The sequence below is a fragment of the Treponema vincentii genome, assembly GCF_010365865.1.
GTDB lineage: Bacteria > Spirochaetota > Spirochaetia > Treponematales > Treponemataceae > Treponema.
This window is the reverse complement of sequence record NZ_CP048020.1, coordinates 2,685,525-2,707,487: the sequence shown is the minus strand read 5'-3', so window position 1 is coordinate 2,707,487 and position 21,963 is coordinate 2,685,525. Positions and strand designations below refer to the sequence as shown.

The 21,963-nt window shown below is 44.7% G+C and carries 38 protein-coding genes; all 38 read left to right on the top strand.

Going from position 1 to position 21,963, the window contains the following annotated elements; translation table 11 throughout:
- The first annotated feature begins 1 nt into the window (after position 1).
- The 38 genes from GWP43_RS12865 (at position 2) to GWP43_RS12675 (ending at position 21,928) form a co-directional block, all read left to right on the top strand.
- Complete coding sequence (locus tag GWP43_RS12865) at positions 2-355, top strand: VRR-NUC domain-containing protein (protein ID WP_162664484.1); 354 nt, start codon at positions 2-4, stop codon at positions 353-355.
- A gap of 103 nt (positions 356-458) precedes the next feature.
- Positions 459-650: a hypothetical protein gene (locus GWP43_RS12860; RefSeq protein ID WP_162664483.1), complete on the top strand. Its 192-nt coding sequence runs from the start codon at positions 459-461 to the stop codon at positions 648-650.
- Complete coding sequence (locus GWP43_RS12855) at positions 634-1,509, top strand: DUF2188 domain-containing protein (protein WP_162664482.1); 876 nt, start codon at positions 634-636, stop codon at positions 1,507-1,509. The genes GWP43_RS12860 and GWP43_RS12855 overlap by 17 nt, the downstream gene beginning before the upstream one ends.
- On the top strand, positions 1,506-1,904 hold the full coding sequence (locus tag GWP43_RS12850; protein WP_162664481.1) for a single-stranded DNA-binding protein: 399 nt from the start codon (positions 1,506-1,508) through the stop codon (positions 1,902-1,904). The genes GWP43_RS12855 and GWP43_RS12850 overlap by 4 nt, the downstream gene beginning before the upstream one ends.
- 9 nt (positions 1,905-1,913) lie before the next feature.
- Entirely contained in the window at positions 1,914-2,657 is a 744-nt protein-coding gene (locus tag GWP43_RS14305) for a hypothetical protein (protein WP_203232417.1), read from the top strand.
- Positions 2,658-2,669: 12 nt separating this feature from the next.
- The gene (locus GWP43_RS12840) at positions 2,670-3,101 is read left to right on the top strand and encodes a hypothetical protein (RefSeq protein ID WP_162664480.1); all 432 of its coding nucleotides are present in this window, start codon (positions 2,670-2,672) and stop codon (positions 3,099-3,101) included.
- Positions 3,102-3,104: 3 nt separating this feature from the next.
- Positions 3,105-3,407, top strand: a complete 303-nt coding sequence (locus GWP43_RS12835) for a hypothetical protein (RefSeq protein WP_162664479.1) — start codon at positions 3,105-3,107, stop codon at positions 3,405-3,407.
- 13 nt (positions 3,408-3,420) lie between these two features.
- Positions 3,421-3,801 carry a hypothetical protein gene (locus tag GWP43_RS12830; RefSeq protein ID WP_162664478.1) on the top strand — a complete coding sequence of 127 codons (381 nt, stop codon included), beginning with the start codon at positions 3,421-3,423 and terminating at the stop codon, positions 3,799-3,801.
- 14 nt (positions 3,802-3,815) lie between these two features.
- Positions 3,816-3,995: a hypothetical protein gene (locus tag GWP43_RS12825; RefSeq protein ID WP_162664477.1), complete on the top strand. Its 180-nt coding sequence runs from the start codon at positions 3,816-3,818 to the stop codon at positions 3,993-3,995.
- 65 nt (positions 3,996-4,060) lie between these two features.
- Positions 4,061-4,393 carry a hypothetical protein gene (locus tag GWP43_RS12820; RefSeq protein WP_162664476.1) on the top strand — a complete coding sequence of 111 codons (333 nt, stop codon included), beginning with the start codon at positions 4,061-4,063 and terminating at the stop codon, positions 4,391-4,393.
- 4 nt (positions 4,394-4,397) lie between these two features.
- A complete protein-coding gene (locus GWP43_RS12815; protein WP_162664475.1) occupies positions 4,398-5,138 on the top strand; it encodes a hypothetical protein in 741 nt (246 codons plus the stop codon).
- A 68-nt stretch (positions 5,139-5,206) separates the two neighbouring features.
- On the top strand, positions 5,207-5,815 hold the full coding sequence (locus tag GWP43_RS12810; protein WP_162664474.1) for a DNA methyltransferase: 609 nt from the start codon (positions 5,207-5,209) through the stop codon (positions 5,813-5,815).
- Between the two features lie 26 nt (positions 5,816-5,841).
- Positions 5,842-6,756 carry a DUF6291 domain-containing protein gene (locus GWP43_RS12805; protein WP_162664473.1) on the top strand — a complete coding sequence of 305 codons (915 nt, stop codon included), beginning with the start codon at positions 5,842-5,844 and terminating at the stop codon, positions 6,754-6,756.
- Positions 6,757-6,771: 15 nt separating this feature from the next.
- On the top strand, positions 6,772-7,530 hold the full coding sequence (locus tag GWP43_RS12800) for a P-loop NTPase family protein (RefSeq protein WP_162664472.1): 759 nt from the start codon (positions 6,772-6,774) through the stop codon (positions 7,528-7,530).
- 22 nt (positions 7,531-7,552) lie between these two features.
- A complete protein-coding gene (locus GWP43_RS12795) occupies positions 7,553-7,879 on the top strand; it encodes a hypothetical protein (RefSeq protein ID WP_044015327.1) in 327 nt (108 codons plus the stop codon).
- 2 nt (positions 7,880-7,881) lie between these two features.
- Complete coding sequence (locus GWP43_RS12790; protein ID WP_162664471.1) at positions 7,882-8,073, top strand: hypothetical protein; 192 nt, start codon at positions 7,882-7,884, stop codon at positions 8,071-8,073.
- Between the two features lie 13 nt (positions 8,074-8,086).
- Positions 8,087-8,371 carry a hypothetical protein gene (locus GWP43_RS12785; protein ID WP_162664470.1) on the top strand — a complete coding sequence of 95 codons (285 nt, stop codon included), beginning with the start codon at positions 8,087-8,089 and terminating at the stop codon, positions 8,369-8,371.
- Positions 8,372-8,374: 3 nt separating this feature from the next.
- Positions 8,375-8,845, top strand: a complete 471-nt coding sequence (locus GWP43_RS12780; protein ID WP_162663083.1) for a hypothetical protein — start codon at positions 8,375-8,377, stop codon at positions 8,843-8,845.
- Positions 8,846-9,142, top strand: a complete 297-nt coding sequence (locus tag GWP43_RS12775) for a hypothetical protein (protein WP_162664469.1) — start codon at positions 8,846-8,848, stop codon at positions 9,140-9,142.
- A 128-nt stretch (positions 9,143-9,270) separates the two neighbouring features.
- Entirely contained in the window at positions 9,271-9,411 is a 141-nt protein-coding gene (locus GWP43_RS12765; protein ID WP_162664468.1) for a hypothetical protein, read from the top strand.
- 102 nt (positions 9,412-9,513) lie between these two features.
- Positions 9,514-9,723 (top strand): hypothetical protein, encoded by a 210-nt coding sequence (locus tag GWP43_RS12760; RefSeq protein WP_162664467.1) that lies wholly within the window; start codon positions 9,514-9,516, stop codon positions 9,721-9,723.
- Between the two features lie 103 nt (positions 9,724-9,826).
- A complete protein-coding gene (locus tag GWP43_RS12755; RefSeq protein ID WP_162664466.1) occupies positions 9,827-10,126 on the top strand; it encodes a hypothetical protein in 300 nt (99 codons plus the stop codon).
- 160 nt (positions 10,127-10,286) lie between these two features.
- Positions 10,287-10,643: a hypothetical protein gene (locus GWP43_RS12750; protein ID WP_162664465.1), complete on the top strand. Its 357-nt coding sequence runs from the start codon at positions 10,287-10,289 to the stop codon at positions 10,641-10,643.
- Positions 10,627-11,931 carry a PBSX family phage terminase large subunit gene (locus tag GWP43_RS12745; RefSeq protein ID WP_162664464.1) on the top strand — a complete coding sequence of 435 codons (1,305 nt, stop codon included), beginning with the start codon at positions 10,627-10,629 and terminating at the stop codon, positions 11,929-11,931. Before GWP43_RS12750 ends, GWP43_RS12745 begins: the two co-directional genes overlap by 17 nt.
- Before the next feature lie 54 nt (positions 11,932-11,985).
- Positions 11,986-13,344 carry a phage portal protein gene (locus tag GWP43_RS12740; protein WP_230977721.1) on the top strand — a complete coding sequence of 453 codons (1,359 nt, stop codon included), beginning with the start codon at positions 11,986-11,988 and terminating at the stop codon, positions 13,342-13,344.
- A 16-nt stretch (positions 13,345-13,360) separates the two neighbouring features.
- A complete protein-coding gene (locus GWP43_RS12735; protein ID WP_162664462.1) occupies positions 13,361-13,885 on the top strand; it encodes a hypothetical protein in 525 nt (174 codons plus the stop codon).
- Positions 13,886-13,897: 12 nt separating this feature from the next.
- Positions 13,898-15,874, top strand: coding sequence for a phage minor capsid protein (locus tag GWP43_RS12730; RefSeq protein WP_162664461.1), 1,977 nt, complete (start codon positions 13,898-13,900; stop codon positions 15,872-15,874).
- Positions 15,871-16,080, top strand: a complete 210-nt coding sequence (locus tag GWP43_RS12725) for a hypothetical protein (RefSeq protein WP_162664460.1) — start codon at positions 15,871-15,873, stop codon at positions 16,078-16,080. The genes GWP43_RS12730 and GWP43_RS12725 overlap by 4 nt, the downstream gene beginning before the upstream one ends.
- Positions 16,081-16,187: 107 nt before the next feature.
- Positions 16,188-16,352: a hypothetical protein gene (locus tag GWP43_RS12720; RefSeq protein WP_162664459.1), complete on the top strand. Its 165-nt coding sequence runs from the start codon at positions 16,188-16,190 to the stop codon at positions 16,350-16,352.
- Positions 16,349-16,699, top strand: a complete 351-nt coding sequence (locus GWP43_RS12715) for a hypothetical protein (protein WP_162664458.1) — start codon at positions 16,349-16,351, stop codon at positions 16,697-16,699. The genes GWP43_RS12720 and GWP43_RS12715 overlap by 4 nt, the downstream gene beginning before the upstream one ends.
- A gap of 3 nt (positions 16,700-16,702) precedes the next feature.
- On the top strand, positions 16,703-17,428 hold the full coding sequence (locus GWP43_RS12710; protein ID WP_162664457.1) for a hypothetical protein: 726 nt from the start codon (positions 16,703-16,705) through the stop codon (positions 17,426-17,428).
- A gap of 227 nt (positions 17,429-17,655) precedes the next feature.
- Positions 17,656-18,183: a hypothetical protein gene (locus tag GWP43_RS12705; protein ID WP_162664456.1), complete on the top strand. Its 528-nt coding sequence runs from the start codon at positions 17,656-17,658 to the stop codon at positions 18,181-18,183.
- Positions 18,184-18,186: 3 nt separating this feature from the next.
- Positions 18,187-18,879, top strand: coding sequence for a hypothetical protein (locus GWP43_RS12700; protein WP_162664455.1), 693 nt, complete (start codon positions 18,187-18,189; stop codon positions 18,877-18,879).
- Between the two features lie 2 nt (positions 18,880-18,881).
- Positions 18,882-19,331, top strand: a complete 450-nt coding sequence (locus GWP43_RS12695; protein WP_162664454.1) for a M15 family metallopeptidase — start codon at positions 18,882-18,884, stop codon at positions 19,329-19,331.
- 6 nt (positions 19,332-19,337) lie between these two features.
- Positions 19,338-19,847: a DUF5662 family protein gene (locus tag GWP43_RS12690; RefSeq protein WP_230977720.1), complete on the top strand. Its 510-nt coding sequence runs from the start codon at positions 19,338-19,340 to the stop codon at positions 19,845-19,847.
- Between the two features lie 7 nt (positions 19,848-19,854).
- Positions 19,855-20,343: a hypothetical protein gene (locus tag GWP43_RS12685; protein WP_162664453.1), complete on the top strand. Its 489-nt coding sequence runs from the start codon at positions 19,855-19,857 to the stop codon at positions 20,341-20,343.
- Between the two features lie 136 nt (positions 20,344-20,479).
- Complete coding sequence (locus GWP43_RS12680; RefSeq protein WP_162664452.1) at positions 20,480-21,034, top strand: phage scaffolding protein; 555 nt, start codon at positions 20,480-20,482, stop codon at positions 21,032-21,034.
- 24 nt (positions 21,035-21,058) lie between these two features.
- Complete coding sequence (locus GWP43_RS12675) at positions 21,059-21,928, top strand: hypothetical protein (protein ID WP_162664451.1); 870 nt, start codon at positions 21,059-21,061, stop codon at positions 21,926-21,928.
- Positions 21,929-21,963: the final 35 nt, after the last annotated feature.

The window sequence follows — 21,963 nt, the reverse complement described above, 5'->3', positions numbered from 1 at the left end:
CATGACAAAAGCGACGTTAAAAGCAATTACAGAAGATGCGGTAATCCGCGAGGTAAAAGCCGTAATCGAATTAACCGGCCTTGCAATCCAGCGGATAAATACCGGTGCTTTTGCAATCGGTACCGGTAAAGCCCGCCGCTTTATCCGTACAGCAAATAAAGGAACGCTCGATTTTGAAGGCTACGATAACCGCGGGCGGTTCGTCGGTATCGAGTGCAAGCGTCCGGTTGGAGGGCGTTTATCGGCAGAGCAAAAATACAGAATTAACGACATAAACAAAAAGGGCGGCGTTGCATTCGTGGTAACGAGTGGAGAAGCCGCATTACAGCAGCTGAAAAAAGCGGGCTGTATATAAAGATGCACCGGAAGGGAATTGAACGGGTGCAAGCCCCGCGCATCTTATAAGCTAAAAGACGGCCGTCTAAAGAGCTTAAAAACTTTGTACGAGGAGTATGGCTATGAATGAATTTTTCGAGATTGCGTCAAGATTTGCGTATGCAGGCGGCGAGGTATCGTTCGATGTTGTTGAGGCACGAAAAGAAATCGGTACAGACGGCGTGTCGTATTGGACATTGAAAATTGCAGTGCAAAAAACACCGGAGCAGTTAGAAACAGAAAATGGAGGGGCGAGCGATGCAGATAACCAATAAACAAAATTTACCGCTCGCATTCGTTAATGCTGTATCAACCGAAAAGCATAACAAAGACGGTGAGTATAGCGCGACAACCCTTAACAAGGGAGTAAAAGAAATCATCTTAACCAAACGACATTGGGACAAGCTTACGGATGATGTAGCGGATCGCGTTTGGGCGGTATGGGGTACCGCGGTTCATGCGCTTTTTGAAGCGCAAAAAGACAACTGCTTCCATGAAGAGCGTTTTAGCATTCCTGTATTGCAGAGCGTCGTTACCGGTCAAGTTGATAGTTATGATATGGAAAAAGGAATTATCAACGACTGGAAAACCGCATCGGTATGGAAAGTTATTGTGTCGGACTTTGAAGATTGGAAAAAGCAGGGAATGACATACGCATGGCTTTTAACTCAAAACGGACTTACCGTTAATAAGTGCCGTTTTATCGCATTGTTAAAAGATCACAGTAAAACGAAAGCAAAAACAGACAGGCAATATCCGCAAAGCCCTGTTTTTATCTATGAGTTTGACGTAACAAAAGCAATGCTTGCAGAAGCCGAAGCGAGAATTCTTTCAAAAGTAAAAGAAATAGAAGCCGCGGAGGAAATGAGCGACGATGATATTTTGCCCTGCACAGCGTCTGAACGTTGGGCGGACGGTGAAAAATGGGCGGTTATGAAAATTGGCAGGAAAACAGCGGTTAAACTTTTTGACGCACAAGATGATGCAGATGCGCACGCTAAAGAGCTCGGCGAAAAACATTACGTAGAGCACCGCCCCGCGGTCAGCAGAAAGTGCAATGATTATTGCACGTGTAAAGACTTTTGCAATTTCTATAAACAAATGCAAGAGGACAGTACAGGTGGCGCGCTATGAACGATGTTAACTCTGTTGCGCTTATCGGACGCCTGACGAAAGATGCCGACATCAAATATTTGCAAAGCGGTACGGCGGTTGTGAATTTTAACCTTGCGGTAAATGAAAGCGTCAAAAACGGTAACGCATGGAGCGAAAGAGCAAGCTTTTTTGACGTAGTATTTTATGGACGACAGGGAGAGGGTTTGTGTCGGTATCTGTATAAGGGTAAGCAGGTTGCTATTACCGGTACACTACAACAACAGCGCTGGCAAAAAGACGGGCAGACAAAAAGCAAGATTGTTATCATTGCAAAAACAATCCAGCTTCTTGGAAGCGCCCGCGATGGCAATACGGGCGGTATGGTAAGCACTCCGCCCGCCGATGAAGATGATTACGAGTGCATACCGTTTTAGGAGGTGGTAATGATGGACGCAATGGAAATCTATAACAAGCTATCACACCCGCCTGAAAATATGCTGCGAAAAATCACCGGCGGCAAATTATCCGGTAAAACAGATATAAATCCGCAATGGCGATATAGGGCAATGACTGAAACTTTCGGCATGGTAGGCACTGGTTGGAAATATGAAATCATGCGTCTTTGGACGGAGACCGGAGCGGGCGGCGAAGTATTAGGTTTTGCGCAAGTTGCCGTATACGTTAAAACCGGCGATACATGGAGCGATCCGATTATCGGTGTTGGCGGTTCAAAGCTCGTACAACTTGAGAAAGGGCAGCTGGTGAGCAATGATGAAGGGTTTAAGATGGCGATAACGGATGCCTTTAGTACCAGCCTTAAAATGCTTGGCGTTGCGGCGGCAATCTATGAGGGCAGATGGGATGGAACAAGGTATACCGACTCGCCGGAGCCGTCAAATAGCGAACCACAAGCACAACGCCAACCGAATACACCTCAAAAACAGCAAGCAGCCCCGCAAGAGTTTACACCAAAGGGCGGAGAGGCAACACCGGATGAGCGGAAACAGCTTGATGAAATGTTCCGTTACAAACACCAGAACGGACAACCGGTGTTTACACGCAGTGATATACAGGCATTCAGTACCATGCGGAAAGATAAAACAGCAAAAGAGCTTATTGCTATCGTTTATGACGAGATGGTAAAGCGTTGCGAGAACGATGAGCCGCCGCGCGAAGACCTGTACTAAGGAAATGCGGAAATGAAAAGCATCACGGTAACGCTGCATAGAGTTTTTAATAAAGGGCATCTCTGCTTTGAGCTTCCCAATAACCTCGCAGACAAGGAAGGAATACGGCAAATCCTTTCTTATTGCCGCGATAAGAAAAACGATTATGTCAGCGTTACCCTGACGCCTCCGCGTCGGCCGCGTAGTACGGGAGACCACTCGCAAAACCATCATCTAAACGGGCATATCATGCAAATATGCGCGGACACCGGCAACGATTACGAAACGGTAAAGGCGAAGGTTAAAATGATCGCCTGCGAAAGTTTTGGCTATCCGTATACCGAGTTCCAGGGTGTAATCGTTCCGCAAGGTGAATCAAAAGCGAGTACGGAGGAATGCGCGTATCTAATAGAAGCAGCGCATTTATTAGCCGCTGACTTAGGCATTATCCTAAAAGAGGAATAACAGATGACAGAGCAGCAAGAAAAACAGCGTCGCTATGCACTGGCAAAAAGCAGCGGGGTATGTGAAGTATGCGGGCAGCGTCCTTTATGTGGAGCGTTGCAAGGGGCGCACCGGATCGGAAACACAAAATCAAACCGTGCGAAATACGGCGATTTTATTATCGACCATATTTTAAATATCGGCATGACGTGTAGCCTGCGGTGCAATGGTGCGCTTGACATTAGCCGAAACGAGGGCGCTTGTATTGCGCTTTGTAAAGCGATTTACGAGCGGGAGGCGCTCAAATATCAAACGGGTAGACAGTAGGCAGCTTTCGCTATTGTTCGATATTCCGTACTACAGCGAAGCGCAAACAGACAATCAAAGATTTATGAATATGCAAAAACGCTACATCATAGATAACGATACAAAAGCGCTCGCCGATATGTACCAGCTCGGTGTGAGAGTTGCGCTTAAAATGATTAACAAGTTTGCTGGATCGAATCGGCACCTTCAAAGCCTTGCGCGGATGGAGCGGAGCGAGAAAGCGCATAGCGCCTCAAGCTACATTATCGAACAATACTTAAAGCGGCCGACGTTCTACATAAAAAAAAGCTATACGGCATACCTGTATAAAAGAGTCCAGTATGAACTTTTTTATCATCGGAAAATCGACGCAGCGATTATCTACTGCGATATGACAAACGCGCTTTATTCATAGCGAAGGGGGAATGTATGACACAGGCTTATTTAATTGCATATCGTGATAATGCGATACGGCAAATGAATTACTTCCATGAAGATAAAAATATGTACATCTTTTGGCGGAATGTGTATCGGCACTATCAAAATAAAATCGCAGAAATGCGCCATGCTTCATTCTTCGTCCGTAATGAAGAAAGCGGGAAAATCTAATTCTGTTTTTTTGCGATTGTAAAACATATATGACACAGCGGAACAGACGCTGAAAGGAGTAATCTATGGAAAAGGTTTCATTGCAAACCCTGAAAAGCGGTGCAGTAATCGACTTATTCAATGTTGAGTTTGAAAAAATGCTTGCAAATATCAACGACGAAAACACCAGTCCTACTACATCGCGAAGTATCACAATTAAGATTGAGGTAAAACCGGGCAAAACACGCAGAGACGCAGAGTGCCGCATTTCGGTATCAAGCCACCTTGCCCCGATAAAACCGGCAGAAAGCACCCTCTATCTTGATAGCGACGATGGCATTCTTGCGGCTTATGAGGATAACCCTGAGCAGCACACATTAGATTTTACAAGCGGAAATATTTCCGCAATAGGAGTTTAAACGTATGGATTTTGGGAAAGAAGCAATCGAAAAGATTGAAAGTTTGGTAAGGGACAGCTTTATCGTACAAGTAGACGGCAAAACGTACAGCGCGCGGGATTTGAATCCTGTGTTGTATGAACCGAAAGCAAAAGCGGTTGGTGTTGCAACGCTTACGGGGTTTGTCGATTTTGTCGAACGGAATATTGATGAACTTGATTTAATCAATTCCTACATTGCCGTTATCGACAGTCCGCAATCGGTCGCTTTGTGTTCTACTCTTTTAGATCAACAGAGAGAGCGCGAAATTCTTTTAACTGCAAGCCTTGATAGTAACATGAAAACATTTCCGTTCGGAACTTTCATGCCACAAGAAGAATTTATCATCAAGCTGCATTCTCTTTTTGAGGAGAAAGAGGGCGATGATTTTGAATATGTGGCAATGATCGTTTCAAAAGTAACGCAGGCAAATACTGCGGACACACTCGATGATGGCATTACACAGCACGTAACGGTGAAAAAGGGTATAAGCGGTGCATTGAAGGAATCAAGTATGACTAAGCCGATTGTTCGACTTTCTCCGTACCGAACATTCAGAGAGATCGAACAGCCGGAGAGTCAGTTTTTATTGCGTATCCGCACCGACGACAGAGGAAATGCGGAAGTTGCCTTATTCGAGGCTGATGGTGGGGTGTGGCGTAATGAAGCGCGTTTACGGATTGCAGGATACTTGAAAGAACATATCAAAGTATCGGTAATTGCTTAACACCTTTACTCCCTGCTGCTTTCATATCGGCAGGGAGTATTTCAAAATAAGTGAATGGATACGAATAAATGGAACGGATACTACTCTATCATGATTCATTTCAAAATTGGAAAGCGCACTATATAGAAAAAGCACAGCTCGTATTATCCGATTTACCGTACCAGCTCGGAGCGAACGCATACGGTTCTAATCCAAGTTGGTACATTGGAGGGGATAATAAAAATGGAGAAAGTAAAAACGCACGTTATTCATTTTTTGACACCGATAGCAAGGCGGGTTTTAGAATTGCTGAATTTTTCCACTTCTGCAACAACCTTTTAATCAAAGAGCCGAAAGCAAAAGGGAAGGCGCCGTGTATGATTTTGTTTTGCGCGTTTGAGCAGCAGTTTGAATTGATTGAAGCGGCTAAGCAGTACGGGTTCAACAATTATATCAATATCTTTACCGACATAAACGATGTCGTAATCGATCCGTGCGCCGGAAGCGGTACAACATTACTCGCCTGTAAAAACCTCGGGCGAAAAGGATACGGCTTTGAAATAAAGCGAGAGTATGTCAAAGGCTTTTATGAAAAGCTCTTGCCGCTTGCGCAAGGAGATTTATTTATTCAAGCAGAATTAGAGCGGCAAGAAAAAGGAAAGCAAGCACGCCGCGCAGCAGCGTTAATCAATGCGTAAACAATAAAATTTAAGGGAGCTTAAAGATGGCGATGAGTTTTATCTTTTATGAAACCTTTGCAAAACAATTAAAACTATTAGACAAAGAATTGCGCTATCGGTTTTATGAAGCGATTATTGAATATGGGCTTTATGGTACGGAGCCTGATTTTACAGGGCTTGAGGCGTGCGCATGGCTTCCAATACAGGAATCGATAGACAATGCCAAAGCCCGCCGTATAAAAAACACCGAAGACGGGAAAAGAGGCGGACGGCCTGAAATACCGCAAGAAATACAACAGGCAGTCTGTGAAGATTTGCAAGCAGGGATGACACAAAAAGGAATTGCAGCAAAATACGATATAGCGCAGTCAAGCATCTCATATATCAAAAAAGAAGTTTTTGATAAAGAATATCAAAAACCCTCTGCAAATATCGAAAACCCTATGCAAATATCAAAAACCCCTTTTGAATATCAAAAACCCAACGCAAATATCGAAAACCTTGATGTAGATGTAGATGTAGATGTTAATGGTGATGTTGATGAAATAGTATCCCCGCCGGAAGAACCGGACGGGGATGTAAACCCAGCGCCTGTTAAAAAAACGCAAACAATTCCGGAACAAGCGGAGCGTTTAGCGCACCTACTCTATGACCTCCACCGGCAGGTAGATCCTCACTTCACTACCAGTCAAAAGCATATTGAGCAATGGGCGAGGGATATCGAAAAACTCAGTCGCATTGATAAACGCAGCTATGAAGACATTGAAAAAGTAATCCGTTGGGCTAAAACGGCGGGGAACTTCTGGTGTCCAAATATCATATCCGGTTCAAAGCTGCGAGAAAAATATCCGCAGGTATTTTTGCAAATGCAACAGCAATACACCCGCTCTCCACCGGAAGGAAAGAATAAGCGATTCGACTACAACGAAGCCGGCGGTCAAGAAGAGATGCCGTTTTAAGCTCAAGGAGGAATTATGCGCACATGTGAAATAAAGCAAGCAAAAAACTATATTCCGTGCTTTCGCGGCAGAGAGGAAACCTTTCACTGCGAAAAACATGGGGATGTACAGGTAATGCACCTAGCCGGATCAATCGAGCCTCTTGAATGCCCTTTGTGTATACAGGAGCGTGAAGAACAAGAAAAGCGGGAAAAGTTTGAAGAGCAGCGAATAAAACAGCTCACGGCAATGGGCATTCGCGACAAACATTTAAACGCAAGTTTTGCAAACTACATTCCTCAAAATGAAAAAGCAGCGCAATATCTTCACGATCTTTACGAACTTGCTAAAAATCCGCGCGATACGTTCGTATTGCTCTATGGGAAAAGCGGCACGGGCAAAAGCCACCTTGCAAGTGCGGCGGTGATGCTCAACAAGGGAGTATATACGACATGGGAATTTTTAGATATGGAAATTCGTTCAACGTTTAATAGTTTCGCAGCAAAGAAAACAGAATACGAGCTTATTACTCATTATTGCACCCTTCCATTTCTTGTTATCGATGAAGTTGAGAAGGGCAAGAATGAAGATGCAAAGATGCGCTGTTTGTCGCTTATTTGCCGCGAACGGCATGAGCGAAAGCGCCCGCTGTGGCTTGCAGGGAACTGTAATTACGAGTGGGTAAAAACCATACTCGACAGCTCGGTAATCGATCGGCTAAAAGAAAAGGGCAAGTCGTTCAATTTCGACTGGGAAAGTTACAGACCGAAGCTACGGGAAGCGGGAGCGATTTAAGACGAGGAGGGAGAAAAATAAAATGCTAACTTTTCCACTGAAAAAAGAATGGTATGAAAAAATCAAAAGCGGTGAGAAGACGGTAGAGTATCGGGAAATAAAACCGTATTGGACGCAAAGGATTTCCCTCACTGTTTTAAAATATGGGGAACATCATTGGGATTTTGATAAGAAGCCACATATCTTTGATAATTTTCCTGCCCCCTGTATTTTTCGCTTAGGCTATACAAAAGAAATACTAAAGGCATGGATTACAAAGATTGAAATTGTAGACGGTAAAGATACGGATTTACATATCGATAAACCGGTGTATGCCATACATATCACTAATGTTACGGAGGTAAAGTAAAAATGATGAAACAACGATATTGCACAATCTGTGGCAGTCCTATTCCGAAAGGAAAGCAAGAAAGCGGCGAATGGGTATCAGCTGATGGGAAACTGCGTATTCCACTGTACTATTGCAGTTCTGAATGTATGCTTCAACATGTATTTTTACCAACGGCATATCTGCACCAAATAAGAAACAGAATAAAACAATAAGAGAAAAAACAAAATGACAATCGAAGAAATGAAAGCAAAAGGGTTTAAGCGATACACAGGGGTTATCGAGAAACTGATCGTTACTAATGAAGTTGAAGTGTGGGCAAGGAACATTGAAGATGCCTATAAAATATTTGAATGTTCCGCTGATGAGATCTTTGATTCTTGCTTTGCAGACCGTGAATATACGGAAGTTCTAGGGCTGGCTGAATGTGAAGGAGATCTTCCAATAAAAGCTGACGGACAAGGGGCGTTCGCTCGTTGTAACGAAGATTTTTACAAAAGCGAGGAGGAATAAACAATGGAATTTGACAAATCGAGAGTATACACCGTGCTTAATGCGGATGAGTTACCGATTGGGAGTAAGTGTGTTTTTGCTGATACGGTAAAGGCTTTGCGCGAGGAAGTAGAAACAGGAGACACGGTAGATGTTGTACGAAAATTCACCGGCCTATACGGATGCGTCGAAGACTACGGCGATATTCAGTTTTCTGATGGATTTTATACATATAATTACGCCTATCTCATCGAACCGCCCGCCGAACCGAAGTACAAGCCGTTTGAAAGCATTGAAAAAGCGATGGAGGCAATAAGGAAACACGGCGGGTGGATAAAATCAAAAACAACCCAAGGATATTTTTTAATTGGAGCTTTAAAATCAAAAAAATTTACTATTATTGGCCACGAATACTGGGAGCCTTTTTCTTTTCTGTTGGAACATTATGTTTTTGCCGACGATGGCAGTCCCTGCGGGGAATTGGTGGAGGAGTAAATGATTGAAGAAAAAATTGTTAATCCTTATCTCAATTTGACTATTATACAAGATGACTACGATGGAAGGATTCTTTTCCCTGAAACAGAAATAAAAGTAAAACCTATTCTTTCGGTAGGTTATAATCCTGTGTTTGATGCCTTTGATTCAGTTAAATGTGTTTGTCCTATTTGCTTGGCTGCAAACAGAGGTAAGGAACTATCCCTTTATTGCGACAAAATAACTCAATGTCCTTGTTGCGGAATTAATTTAGATTGGACGGAATATAAAGAAAAATGCAAAAAGTTAGGGATATGATATGACCTATCTATCCGTCTGCTCCGGTATTGAAGCGGTAAGCGTTGCATGGGAACCGTTAGGGTTTACGCCTGTAGGTTTTGCAGAGACTAAACCGCATCAAGGCGCATAAAAAAACGAGGTACAATATGACAATCAATATCTGCGTATATCATGACGACCGCACAAAAGACGAACAGCAAACCGATGAAATAATAACACTGCTACAAGCATTGAATAAACGGGCTTTCAGGGGAACTCGTTATAGCTTTACAGCAGCTCCCTTTTAATTTTTCGGTCTCGAATGTACTTTAGCCGAAGGTAACTATGACTTCTGCATATTTTTCACGCTTAATCCATCTATCGTCGCTTTAATGCAGCGGATTCCCTATATGTCGCACATCGTTATCCTTGAAGACTTTTCTACATGTCCGGCTCTTTTCGCCGGATGGGAGCAGCTTCCGAGTCCGGAAGGCTCACTGCAATGGCGCCCTGCTGTTTGGAAGAACAGGGATACAACCGTGCTGGTAACAACACCGGAGCGGTTAGTTGAAGATGCATTCGCCTTTTTAAAACAGGAAGGCTTGTCTTTCAACCCGTAAAGAAGCGGGCTTATACGGTAAGCGAGGAAATAGCATGGCAGTCCCTGTCATGCGTTGGATAGGAGAAAGGATTAAAGGGATATAAGAAAAAATGAAGAACTCTATGTTAGAAAAAGAACTTGAAAAGTTTAATGAACTACATAAAACGCGTTATTGGCCTTTCCAATGTAGTGAATGTGGGTATAAAGGAATTTCTAAAGATTTACGTTTAGTGGAAACTTCTTATGATTATTATAACGGTTCAGAATATAGTGTCTATTGCCCTAAATGTTTGGCAGAAATTTGTGATGATGATAGCAGTGATTGTTATTCAATAAAGAAGGGCGTAAGTATTTATTTAAAGTGGTTTTTTAGGTTTATTACTTTTTATAGGTTTCGAGAAAGACGGAAATATACATTTTAGCTAAGTAGTGGATCTGATTAGGAATTTAAAAGGATAAAGGAGTAAATAAATCTAAAAATATCCTAAAAATCCGCATCGAGCATGACTATAAGGGTATGGTATACAAGGTTTTATCCGCTCAAAAATCATTTCATAAATCCGAAATTCCGAAGGGGTAGGCATGGGCGGCAGAAAGAAAAAGCACTACAAAAAAGGCGAGATACTTACTGCTGTCAAAGGTTCGGGAGGCATAATTACAACCGTTGCCGCCAAGCTCGGTTGTGATTGGCATACGGCAAAAGCGAATATAGACCGGCACGAAGAAACACGGGAGGCGTATAGGGATGAGCTTGAAACAGGGCTTGACCTCGTAGAGGGTAAGGCATTCGAGCAAGCGCGGGGCGGAGACGGAGCAATGATCCGCTTTATCCTTGCAACCAAAGGACGGGCGCGGGGGTATGGAGACACACCTCCGCCTGAAAGCACTGCTCCAGAAGACAACACGTTGAGGATAGAGATAGATGACACTACAGAGTAGTACCCTTTTTGCAAAAGCATACAATAGCGCATTTAAGGCAATTATGGCGCATAAAAAAGAGCGGTATACATTTACCGGCGGGCGGACAAGCTGTAAATCATCATTTATCTCGATTTGCATTGTCCTATTGATTGTTATGTTTCCAGAGTATAACGCACTCGTCATCCGAAAGACCGCTAAAACCTTGCGACAGTCTGTATTTGAACAAATTGTCTGGGCAATACATATTTTACACCTTGAGCATCGCTTTAAAATACCAAATAGCATAACTGCCGCCCTACCGATTATCTATAATCGAGGGAATGGCATACGTCAACGGATATTGTTTGCGGGTTGTGATAATCCTGAAAAGATAAAATCACTTAAAACAGCATTGGGGTATTTTGCTATTCTCTGGATAGAAGAAAAGACTGAATTTTCAGCAGGTGAGTTACACAATGTCCGTATATCGGTACTACGCGGCGGCAAGACATTTTATATCTTTGAAAGTTATAACCCGCCAAGTGCAACGCGGCATTGGTGTAATATTGAAGCACGCACACCCGATAGCAACCGCATGGTAATACACACCACCTATCTCGACATACCGGCGGCATGGCTGGGAGAAGCAATCCTGCACGATATAGCGCATACAAAAGAGACGAACGAGCGGGCATACCGGAATATCTACCTTGGAGAGGCAACCGGTACCGGCTTAAACGTCTTTGAAAATATCAAACTACAACCGATTACGGACGATCAGATAAAGGCATTTGATTATGTCTATCGAGGTGTTGACTGGGGCTATTATCCCGATCCGTTCCAGTATGTAGCAGTCGCATACCAAAAAGCGACGCTCTATGTTTTTGATGAAATGCGGCTTTACAAGCACGGAAACATAGAAGCGTTCGATGCCTTAAAAGACCACATGAATACACAGTATGACCGGTACCGGTACGATACGCGGCAAGAGGGTGAGCAAGACAGGATTGCACTAGAGCGCATTACCGCCGATAGTGCGGAGCCGAAAAGCATCGCAGACTTTCGGGCGTTCGGAGCTGATATGCGCGGGGCAATAAAGGGAGCGGGTAGCAGGGATGCCGGTTTTAAGTGGCTGCAAGGCTTAGACGCTATCATTATCGATCCGATACGATGTCCACACGCCGCCGATGAGTTTACCCTTTATGAGTACGAAATAGACAAGCGAAGCGGAGATGTAATGAGTGGCTATCCAGACGGGCAACCGGATCACTGTATGGACGCGGTGCGGTATGCAATGGAAAAAGTATACCGGCGGGCGGGGGCGTAAGATGACTATAGGGAGTGTAGGCGCACAATGTTTGAAGCGATAAAAGGATTTTTTATGAACATACTGAACCTCTTTAAAAGTTACTCCATCAAAGACGTAACCGGTATCGATACGCATATTTCAAGCGCGATGTACGAACGTATTAAACTCTGGGCTGACATGGCCGCGGGACAGGCTCCATGGAACGAGAAAGCCCCGCCGTGCGGTGTGCTTGACCAGATAGCGGGACGGCTTGCAATGATGGTATTGCGTGAAATTGCCATAGAAGTGCGAAGCGATGCCATTAAGCCGGTATTGGAGCATTTAGACGCAAACATCGATAAAATCGTTGAGTATATTACGCTTTTGGGCAGCGCTCTTATCCGGCCGATTTACAGCGCGGGAAAACTCCAATATGAAGCACTGCCATTAGGAAACTATTTACCGACAAGCTACGATTTTGACGGCACACTTACCGGCGCGCTGATATTCAAGCAGATTGTAGACGGCAAGAAGCTGTATTTATTGGTAGAGCAACACACCTACAAAGACGGTGCGCATTCGGTTGAATGCACCTTATACCGTAACGACCTCGGAAGTATGCACAAGGTCAATTTAACCGATTGCCAGCAAACCGCCGACATAACGCCTTCCTATACATGGCAGCATGTTAAGCAGCCAATGATTATTGAGTTTCGCAATCACAGCACCAATAAGATTGACGGCTCAAATGTACCGGTTGCAATTATTGCCGGTTCTGAAAATCTGATCCGAGATGCAGACGAACAGTATGAGCGGATGAACTGGGAGCAGGAAGGCGGAGAGCTTCGGGTATTTGCCGACCGCGACATGTTTGAAAAGCGGGTGATAAGGGACGGCGGTACGGTTGGAGTGAAAATGACAAAAAGCCTCGATCGGCTCGTTACGATGATAGACGGGGACGGAAGCCCCGACGGCAAGAAGATTACCGAACACGCCCCCGACCTCCGCACCGCTTCACAGAATGAAATGTTTCAACAAATTCTCCGCCGCATTGAACTTACCTGCAACATCGGCAAGGGGACGATTTCCGATATGGAAAGCGTTCAGCAAACAGCAACGCAGTATTCAGGCGGCAGGCAGGAACTCTATGCAATCATTGACCGCATAGAAGATGAAATAGAGGTAAAGTACCAGCAATGCGCCGATGTCTTTGCGTATATGGCAGCCGCATACGGCCTCGGGAGCAATGATAGCCATATTACCGTTACATGGAACGACGATGCTACGCGGAAAGACACGATGCAAGCCAAGCAGCTGGAAATGCAAGAGATTAGCGCCGGTATACGAGATAAATGGGAGTACAGGCGGGACTTTTTCGGAGAAGATGAAATGATTGCTAAAGCGAATGTACCGATTGAGCCGGTACAATCCAGTACGTTTGATTTAGCGTAAATTAAAGAGGTATAAAATGGAAATTACAGAAAAAAACTTAGAAGAGGCTATTTATGCGTTACGAAAATGCGCCGACGAACACAAAAATGAATGTGTCTGTACCAGCAATGTCGTAACGGAAGATATATGCCGCGATGTTGCCGCCTACCTTGAAAAACGCGTACAGCACGTAGAAAAGTTAGAGAAAGTCATTAAGGCAAGGGGCGACGCGGAAGTACTTGAAAAATTGCTAAATGAATGCGTAAACGTATTGGCAGAAGCAATGAAATTTAAGCGTATTAAAGCCGGTGAACAAGCGGGAAGAACAGGAATTAAAAGGAACACGCCGAAGCTGCTATGGTTTATTGCGCGTTTGTATTTTGCACTGGATTTGTTTTTAGTCTCATTAGAGCCGGATTGGGATAGTATTTTTTATGAACCGGACGTTTTTCATAAAGTGAAAGACATGGCGCAAGATTCATTAGAGTGTGCAGTGCGGTCTGTTGACGATGAAAAGCAATATGCAGACGAAGAACTCCACCGCGACACTCAACACCAGTAAAGCCTCCTACCCATGCTCTCACCCCGTTACCTTGCCGGTCTTTCGGATGACCTCGTAGAAATTTATTCACAACTTGAAATTGACATACTCCGCGATATGGCGCGGCGTCTTGCACGGGTAGGTAAAATCACCGAGGCAACCAAATGGCAAGCGCAAGTATTAACCGAGGCGGGCGGATTAAAACAGGATATTGCGCGGATATTGCATAAATACGATAAGCGCATTGTTCAAGAGATACAGGAAATCTTTAACGACGCCCTAATAAAAAACGCCCGCGCAGACAATCGCATTTTTGCCGAAGCGACCGGCCGCACCATAAGCGATAACAACGCGCAGTTGATGCTTGCGACAATGAAAAAAACGCATGAAGATTTATCACGTCTTACGCTTACCAGCGCCGAGGTAACGAATAAAACCTTTCTCAAACAGGCAAATGCCGCCTATATGCAAGTAACAAGCGGCGCATTCGATTACGATACGGCAATGAAGATGGCCGCAAATGAAATAGCGAAAAACGGCGTAACAACAATGATAACCTATACGAACAATGCCAAGCCCGTAAGACGCAGCCTTGAAAGCGCCGTTCGTATGAATATCCTAACCGGCGTTAATCAAACCGCTTCACGGCAAACGATGAATAACTGCGAAGCGCTCGACTGCGATTTAGTAGAGGTTACCGCGCATATAGGAGCAAGACCTGAACATGAAGAATGGCAGGGTAAGGTATACAGCGTAAGCGGCAAAAGCGAAAAATACCCGCCGTTTAGTGTATGCGGTTACGGTGAAGCCGATGGTATTTGCGGTATCAACTGCCGACATTCCTTTTATCCGTATTTTGAAGGGATGGAAAAACACTACAGCCAAGACGATTTAGACGAAATGAGCAAGGAGACGGTAGACTACAACGGCAAAAGCTACAGCCGCTATGAAGGGGAACAGCAATTACGGCATATTGAACGGACAATACGGCACTACAAAAAAGAAGCGGCAACACAGGATGCAATGGGAATTGATAACACCGCCGCCCGCCGTAAAATCGGCGAATGGCAGGCAAAGGCGCGAGACTTTACCGAGCAAACCGGTATTAGACGCGACAGGGCGAGAGAGTATATCGGAATGCCGAACGGAGAAAAACAGCCGAAAGCGCTGAAGCCGCAAGTAGGGCACGTATTTACACAATCCCAACCGGTCAATCAAGCAGTTGTACAAAAGATAGCGGACATGAACGCCACGGCTGATACATTCTATGCTGCAAGTAGCAACCTAGATAATCTTGTTACAAAAGCACAACATACGCAAACAATGACAGCCCTACAAAAAACGCGGCCGGTAGAAGGAACGGATTTAGCAGGGAAGCTATTTGTTAAACGAGACCTCAAAGATATAAACGAGGTATTAAAAGCGCAAGGATTTGACGGCAAGCCAACCGTACTTAACAAAACCGAATTTCTAAAGGCAGTAAAAGATGACACCTTTATAGCGCAACGGACATACACCGCACCGAGCAAAGACAAACTTGATGAGTATATCAATATGCTGCGAAGCGGCGATTTTTATGTCGACTGTAGAACAGGCGGCAGAGCCCACGGGAAAGGAATGTATGCAGCAGCGGATTATACGAAAGGTAAAGACTTACGCCGTGTGATTGATGAGATGACGCATTATCAAAATCTCGGAGCGATCCAGCGCGGAGAGCATTACACCATGACCGAAACACTGACAATAGATCCGAGTGCAAGGATCATTGATGAAGCGAATGTCGTAAATGAATTTATTTACCGATATACGCAAGAGCTAAAGGCTCAAGGCTATTCAACAAGAGAAATAAACGATAAAATCATCAGTAACGGCTGGCGGAATCGTGATAAGGGCGTTCTTGCCTCGCTTATGGGATACGACGTAATACGTGCAGTCCCAAGCCCGTTCCGTGCTGACTACATGGTTATACTAAACCGTACAAAACTAATTTTATTAGGAGGCAGTGAATGAGTAAAGAAAATCATATAGGCATAAGATATTCAAGAGACGGCGACATTGAAACATACGACACACGGACGGGGAAAACAACCGGACATATCTCAACAATGGGAAACATGATAGAAGAAACACAGGAAGATAGAGAGCGCTACGAAAAAGAATGGGAAGAGGCAATGAAAAAACATGGCTATGTATACCACCGTCGACGGACAAAATAGCAAAGCTCAAAAACAACTTTAAATATTTATAACAAAAAAAATACACTTTTCTTTCAAAAACCCGCATCTTTTTGCGGGTTTTTTCATTTCAGCCTAACTATAAGGGTATGAGAATAATCACAGATGATTTATATGCGGCACTTATTGCGCATTTTGTAAAAGATGAAAAGGTATCTCTTTTTCCAAAACTCTTATTAAGTAAGCAGGCAGAAGATAACGATACGCTGCCTAGTGAAACGCTTGAAAGCGAGAATGAGGGGGACGCCGAATGAAATATATAAAAGGAATTCCGCGGGGCAATATTGGAGCGAGTAAATGGAATGTAGATGAAAATATTGCAGCAGGACAAGGGCTTTTTTCAACACCTCCTGATAGAGTTTCGATGGTTACTGTTTCGGTTCACATCCCTGAAGGACATGCCCGTTTTACCATTGAAACAACTTATAGCAGCCCTTGGAATATTGGACAAGACGGAACTGGCGGCTACTGGGATCCGCCGGACGAAACGCATACCGAATATACAGAGAATACAAACGTTACCATTGCCAGCACAGTAACAGGGGTACGAGTTACATGCCTTGAGGCTGACAAGATAATCAACGTTTGTTTTGCGGGGTAGGCTATGCAATACGGAAATCTTATACCAACGATATACCCGACGGGTGTATTTATCCAGAGTATCGAACAGACAAAGGTAAGCGACGAATCCGGCGGAGATAATGTCTTTACGGTAACGCTTACCAATCATACGCAACAGCAATTCGTAGTAAAAAACGGAAAGGTGGGATCTGGCTGTGAAGGCATAAACGAGATACGGGCAAGTGTTGATAGTAATGTTGGAACGCCGAGCGTAGAAATAGTCGAAACGGATGCGGGCGCTAAAAAAAATGTCAGCTTTATTTTTAAAAACTTGAAAGGCGAAACGGGTAATGTCGCACTTACTGAAGAGGTAAAACAGCATATAAGCCAATCGGTCGCATCAGCGAATCAGTATACCGATGATGCGATTGGGGCGGTCAAGCAGCGCATTGATACCGGCGATACCAATACATTGCAGGCCGCTAAAAAATACGCAGATCAGAATGTGCAAGCAGAAACACAAGCAAGGGCGCAGGGCGATATGGATATGCTTGCCGATGCGAAGCGCTATATCAATGATTTGTTAATCAAAATCTTTCAAAATGGGTATATTCAGTGGCCGTGGATGCCGAAACCCGAGACGGTTTTCTCCTTCAAGGGGTACCGCTGGGCAGAGGTAAACTATGACGGCTGTTTCTTCCGGGCTAAAGGGAAAGATGCTAATCCATTTAACGGGGATGAACAGGGGGGATGCAATAAGGAATATTAAAGGGCTTGTAGGGATTGAAGGAGGTGTAAATCCTTCGGGGCGGGCCTTTTTATATAGAAAGCCCTTCGCCTAAGAATGTTGAAGCGTGGCAAACTTCCGCGCAGGAATATACCACAGAATCTACTTGCTTTGATGCCAGTCGGATCGTTCCGACTGCCGAAGAAAACCGGACGCGTAATAGAACCTTTATCATTTGGAAACTAGAGAAAATAGAGGGGTAAGAAGTTATGGAATACATCGAAATCAAAAGCAATATCATTACGGGACACTATTGCGGGGCAATACCGGAAAAGAACAACCCTGCAATTGAGTATCGGATCGTCGAAAATTGTGCGGCCAATATCGGCGATGATGTCCGTCTGTACACTGACTTACAGACAGGCATTAAAAAGCCGCTTGCGCAGCTGGTTAAAGAAGGGCTCGTACCGGTGCCGGAAGGGAAAAAGCTCAATGAAGCCGGTACGGATTTTGTCGATATGACGGACGCCGAAAAGGTTTCCGCCGGTCTTATTCAGCTCAAGGCCGATGAAAAAATTGAAGGTGATTATATTGTAAAAAAATCAAAAAAAGAACTTTACGATGAAGGTAAGCTGTCAAAAGAAGAATACAATCTTTACATCGACAATCTAAGGCAAGCCGCCTATCGACAAGAAGCGGATCCGCTGGGTATGCAGGTAATGCGCGGAGACATAGACAAAGCCGTGTGGCTTGCAAAGATAGCAGAAATAAAACAGCGCTATCCGAAGGCAGAATAAACCATGAGTATAGAGGCACTCCAGCATAAAGAGCTAATCGTCATCGGCGTTATCATATTGGCTTTTATTCTAATGATAAAAAAGGGCGGGAAATATACCCTTTTTGGGCAAACATTAGAAGTTCCGATTGCCGGTAAAAAACAGACCGTAGACACCATCGGGCTTATGTATCTCATGAAAGACGCCTGCGAGCGGATAGAGCTACTCCGTAAAGAACGAGCAGAAGATATATTGCCGGACATATCGTATTTATTAACCGGCATCAGCCGCCTTTCCTGTTGTATGTACCGAGCAGAGGCGATCCTTAATAAACGGTTGTACAAAAACGGATTTGAAGATTTAACCGTTCAGACGGTTAACGGCTATATCGAACAACTGAACGAGGAACTCTATAGCCACCTACAGCGCGAAATACACAACGCGGGACGATGCACCGCGCACCCGCCTGAACCGATAGAAAAGAGCAAAACATACGCAATAGCAAAAGAGTTCACCCGCAGGGCAGCAGCGATTTATTTACGTGAGGTAAAGAGCAAGGTGATGATGTATGAGTCCTACCAGCCGCTTTTTGGAAAACTGGGAGATGCTATCCGTGTTGAATTTTGCAAAGAAAAGCGAGAAAAGAAAATAAAGCAGGCGGATGCGCTGCTTGAAGTGCTCCATGAACTGGAAGCTAAAAAAATTGAGGAGGTTTAACGATGGGAGTGATACGGGATATTGACCGGCTCAAGCCAGAACTTGCGAAGAGGACACGCGCTTTTTTAACAGAACTGAAAAAGCGCGGTATAGAGGTAATCGTCCTTGAAACAGATCGTACGGTCGATACGCAGACGGCCTATTACGCGCAAGGGCGCAAGCCGCTTGAAGAGGTAAACGCCTTGCGTAAAAAAGCAGGGTTGTACCTTTTAACGGAAGCCGAGAATAAACGCATTGTAACAAAGACGACGCAGTCAAGACATTTTGGCGGCAATGCCGTTGATATTGCGCCGGTAAAAGACGGGCGCGTCTGGTGGAATGCACCGGAACAGGTATGGAAAGAAATCGGCGCTATTGGTGAAGCATGCGGGCTTGACTGGTGTGCAGGCGGATACGGACAGGTCTGGGGAAAAGGATGGGATAACCCACATTTTGAGCTTATGAAGGGATAGGTACAAATGAAAATCACCAAGGAGCGGTTGATGAATGAGCAGCAATACGATTCTGCTAAAGACACATTGCTACACATAAAGCGTGTTAATGCCTTACTTTTGCAGTTCTTGCAAGAGCTGATAAACAGGGCTGTAACACACGATGAATCGAAATTGCATGAACCGGAAAAAATGTTTTTTGATAAAATGACACCGCGGTTAAAAACTTTAACATATGGTAGCGAAGAGTATAAACAAGCATTGGCAGAATTGAAACCTGCCCTTGATCACCATTATTCTCATAACAGTCATCACCCTGAGCATTATGAAAATGGAATAGATGACTTTACGCTTGCCGATTTAGTTAAAATGTTTTTTGATTGGAAAGCTGCGAGTGAACGGCATAATGACGGCGATGTTTTAAAATCTATCGAAATCAACAAGCAACGTTTCGGCTTGTCGGAGCAGCTGTGTAAGATTTTCGAGAATACAGAGCGATGGCTGTGTATAAAAAATACGATAAATCAAAAGGAGTAGTTAATGTATGAAAAGAAGATTTTTATTGTTTGTAGTATCTGTTTTTTGCTGTTTACTCTTTCCAGTTGCTGCACAAGAGCGGCAGTATACGGTAACGGAGACGGAGCTGACGCAGTTAGAGAGCATATCGCAGAGCTTACAGATAAGCAAACTGGATCTGCAGTCTCAAGCGAGCGGCTTAGCGGAGCGATTGAGGGCGCAAGAGAGCAAAGCGAAAACCTTAGCGGCGAGCTTACAGAAAGCCGAGAGCAAAGCGAAAAACTTGAACAGTCAATTACAGGCGGAGAGGGACGCCTTGAAGAATTTGCGAGCATCCTACAGCGCATACGAAAAAGAGGCAGCAAGACAGATAGCGGAGATGCAAACGGTGATAGATAAACAAAGGCGAAAAACACACCGGCTTACGGTTACCGTTATAATGCTTTCAACGGCTCTTGTTGGAGCTATCGTTTTTGCAATCGTAAAATTAAAAAGATTTTTTCCGTTTTTACCGTAAAAACACACCGGCAATCTGACTATAAAGGTGTAATGCGCAGATGCTGCTAGGCGCGTAATAAAAAGATCAGCACTCACAATCGGCGGGCAACGCCGTAAAACGATGCGTAACGTGAAGAACACAAAAGAGGAGATGTATGAAGCGAGAATTTTTAGAAGGGCTTAACCTTGAAGCCGCCGTTATCGATCAGATTATGGCAGAGAACGGCAAGGACATAGAGCGCGAAAAGCAAAAGACGCTCGCCGCTCAAGAAGAGGCTAAGGCCACTAAGGCGCAGCTTGAAAGCGCGAATAAAACGATTGAAGGTTTCAAAGACTACGATCAGACGAAATCCGATGTTGAAAAATACAAAGCGGAAGCGGAGACGGCAAAAAAGGAAGCGGCAGCAAAGATCGCAAGCCTTGAACGCTCCGCGCAAGTAAAGGATTTTTTAAGCAGCAAAAAGTTTGTCAATGATATTACCCGCGACGCTCTTGCGGCAAAGCTCACCGAGCAGCTCGGCAGTGAAGAGGCGAAGGGCAAATCGCTTGATGATTTATTTGCCGCCCTTACGAAGGATCAAAAAAACATCCTTGCCGACGATACCGCTCCCGCACCACCGGTACAAGGCAGCATGAAAGGCGGCTCGCACGCAGCCGATGAGCGGGCGGCAGCACGGGCGGTAATGGGCTTACCGCCTGAAAAAGACTAGCCTCAATAAGGAGAAGAAAAGAACATGGCTAATACTATTTTAACCTTTAAGAAGTACATCGATCAACTTGACGATGTGTACAAACTTTCGTCCAAAACGGCCGTATTGGAAACAAACCCCGCGCTCATAACGCAAGGGGCAAACGCCGGAGAGTTTGTCATTCCGAAGCTGGATATGGACGGACTGGGCGACTATAGCCGTAATGATGGGTATGTCTCCGGCGGTGTTGACCTTAAAAACGAAACGGTCAAATGCGACTTTGACCGCGGGCGGCGTTTTACCGTTGACGCAATGGATAACGAGGAAACGGCAGGGGTTGCATTCGGCCGCCTTGCCGCCGAGTTTATCCGTACCAAGGTTACCCCTGAACTCGATGCGTACCGGTTTGCTAAATACGCACTGAAGGCAGGAACAAAGAAAGCCGCCGCCCTTGCTGATGGAGCAGCTGTCATGCAAGCGATTACCGCGGCGATCGGTACGCTCGATGATGCGGAAGTGCCGGAGGAAGGGCGCTACCTTTTCCTTACCCCCGCGCATTTTAACGCTATTCATTCGCTTGACACCACCAAGTCAAGAGAGCTTTTAGCGACATTTGAAAAACGCATTATCAAAGTTCCGCAAGCGCGGTTCTACACTGCTATTGACCAGCTGAACGGCAAGGGCAGCGGAGAGGAAAAAGGCGGGTATAAGAAAAATACCAGCGCGAAGGATGTCAACTTTATGATCATTCATAAAAGCGCCCTTATCCAGTTTTCAAAGCATGTCGTTGTAAGCATTTTCAGACCGGAAGAAAATCAGCTTGCCGACGGCTGGGCGTTCAATTACCGCTCGTACGGTATTGCCGACGTGTACGAAAACAAGAAGAACGGTATCTACCTGCATACGGCAGCGTAATGGAAAAGAGGCGGGCGGTAAACCGTCCGCTCATT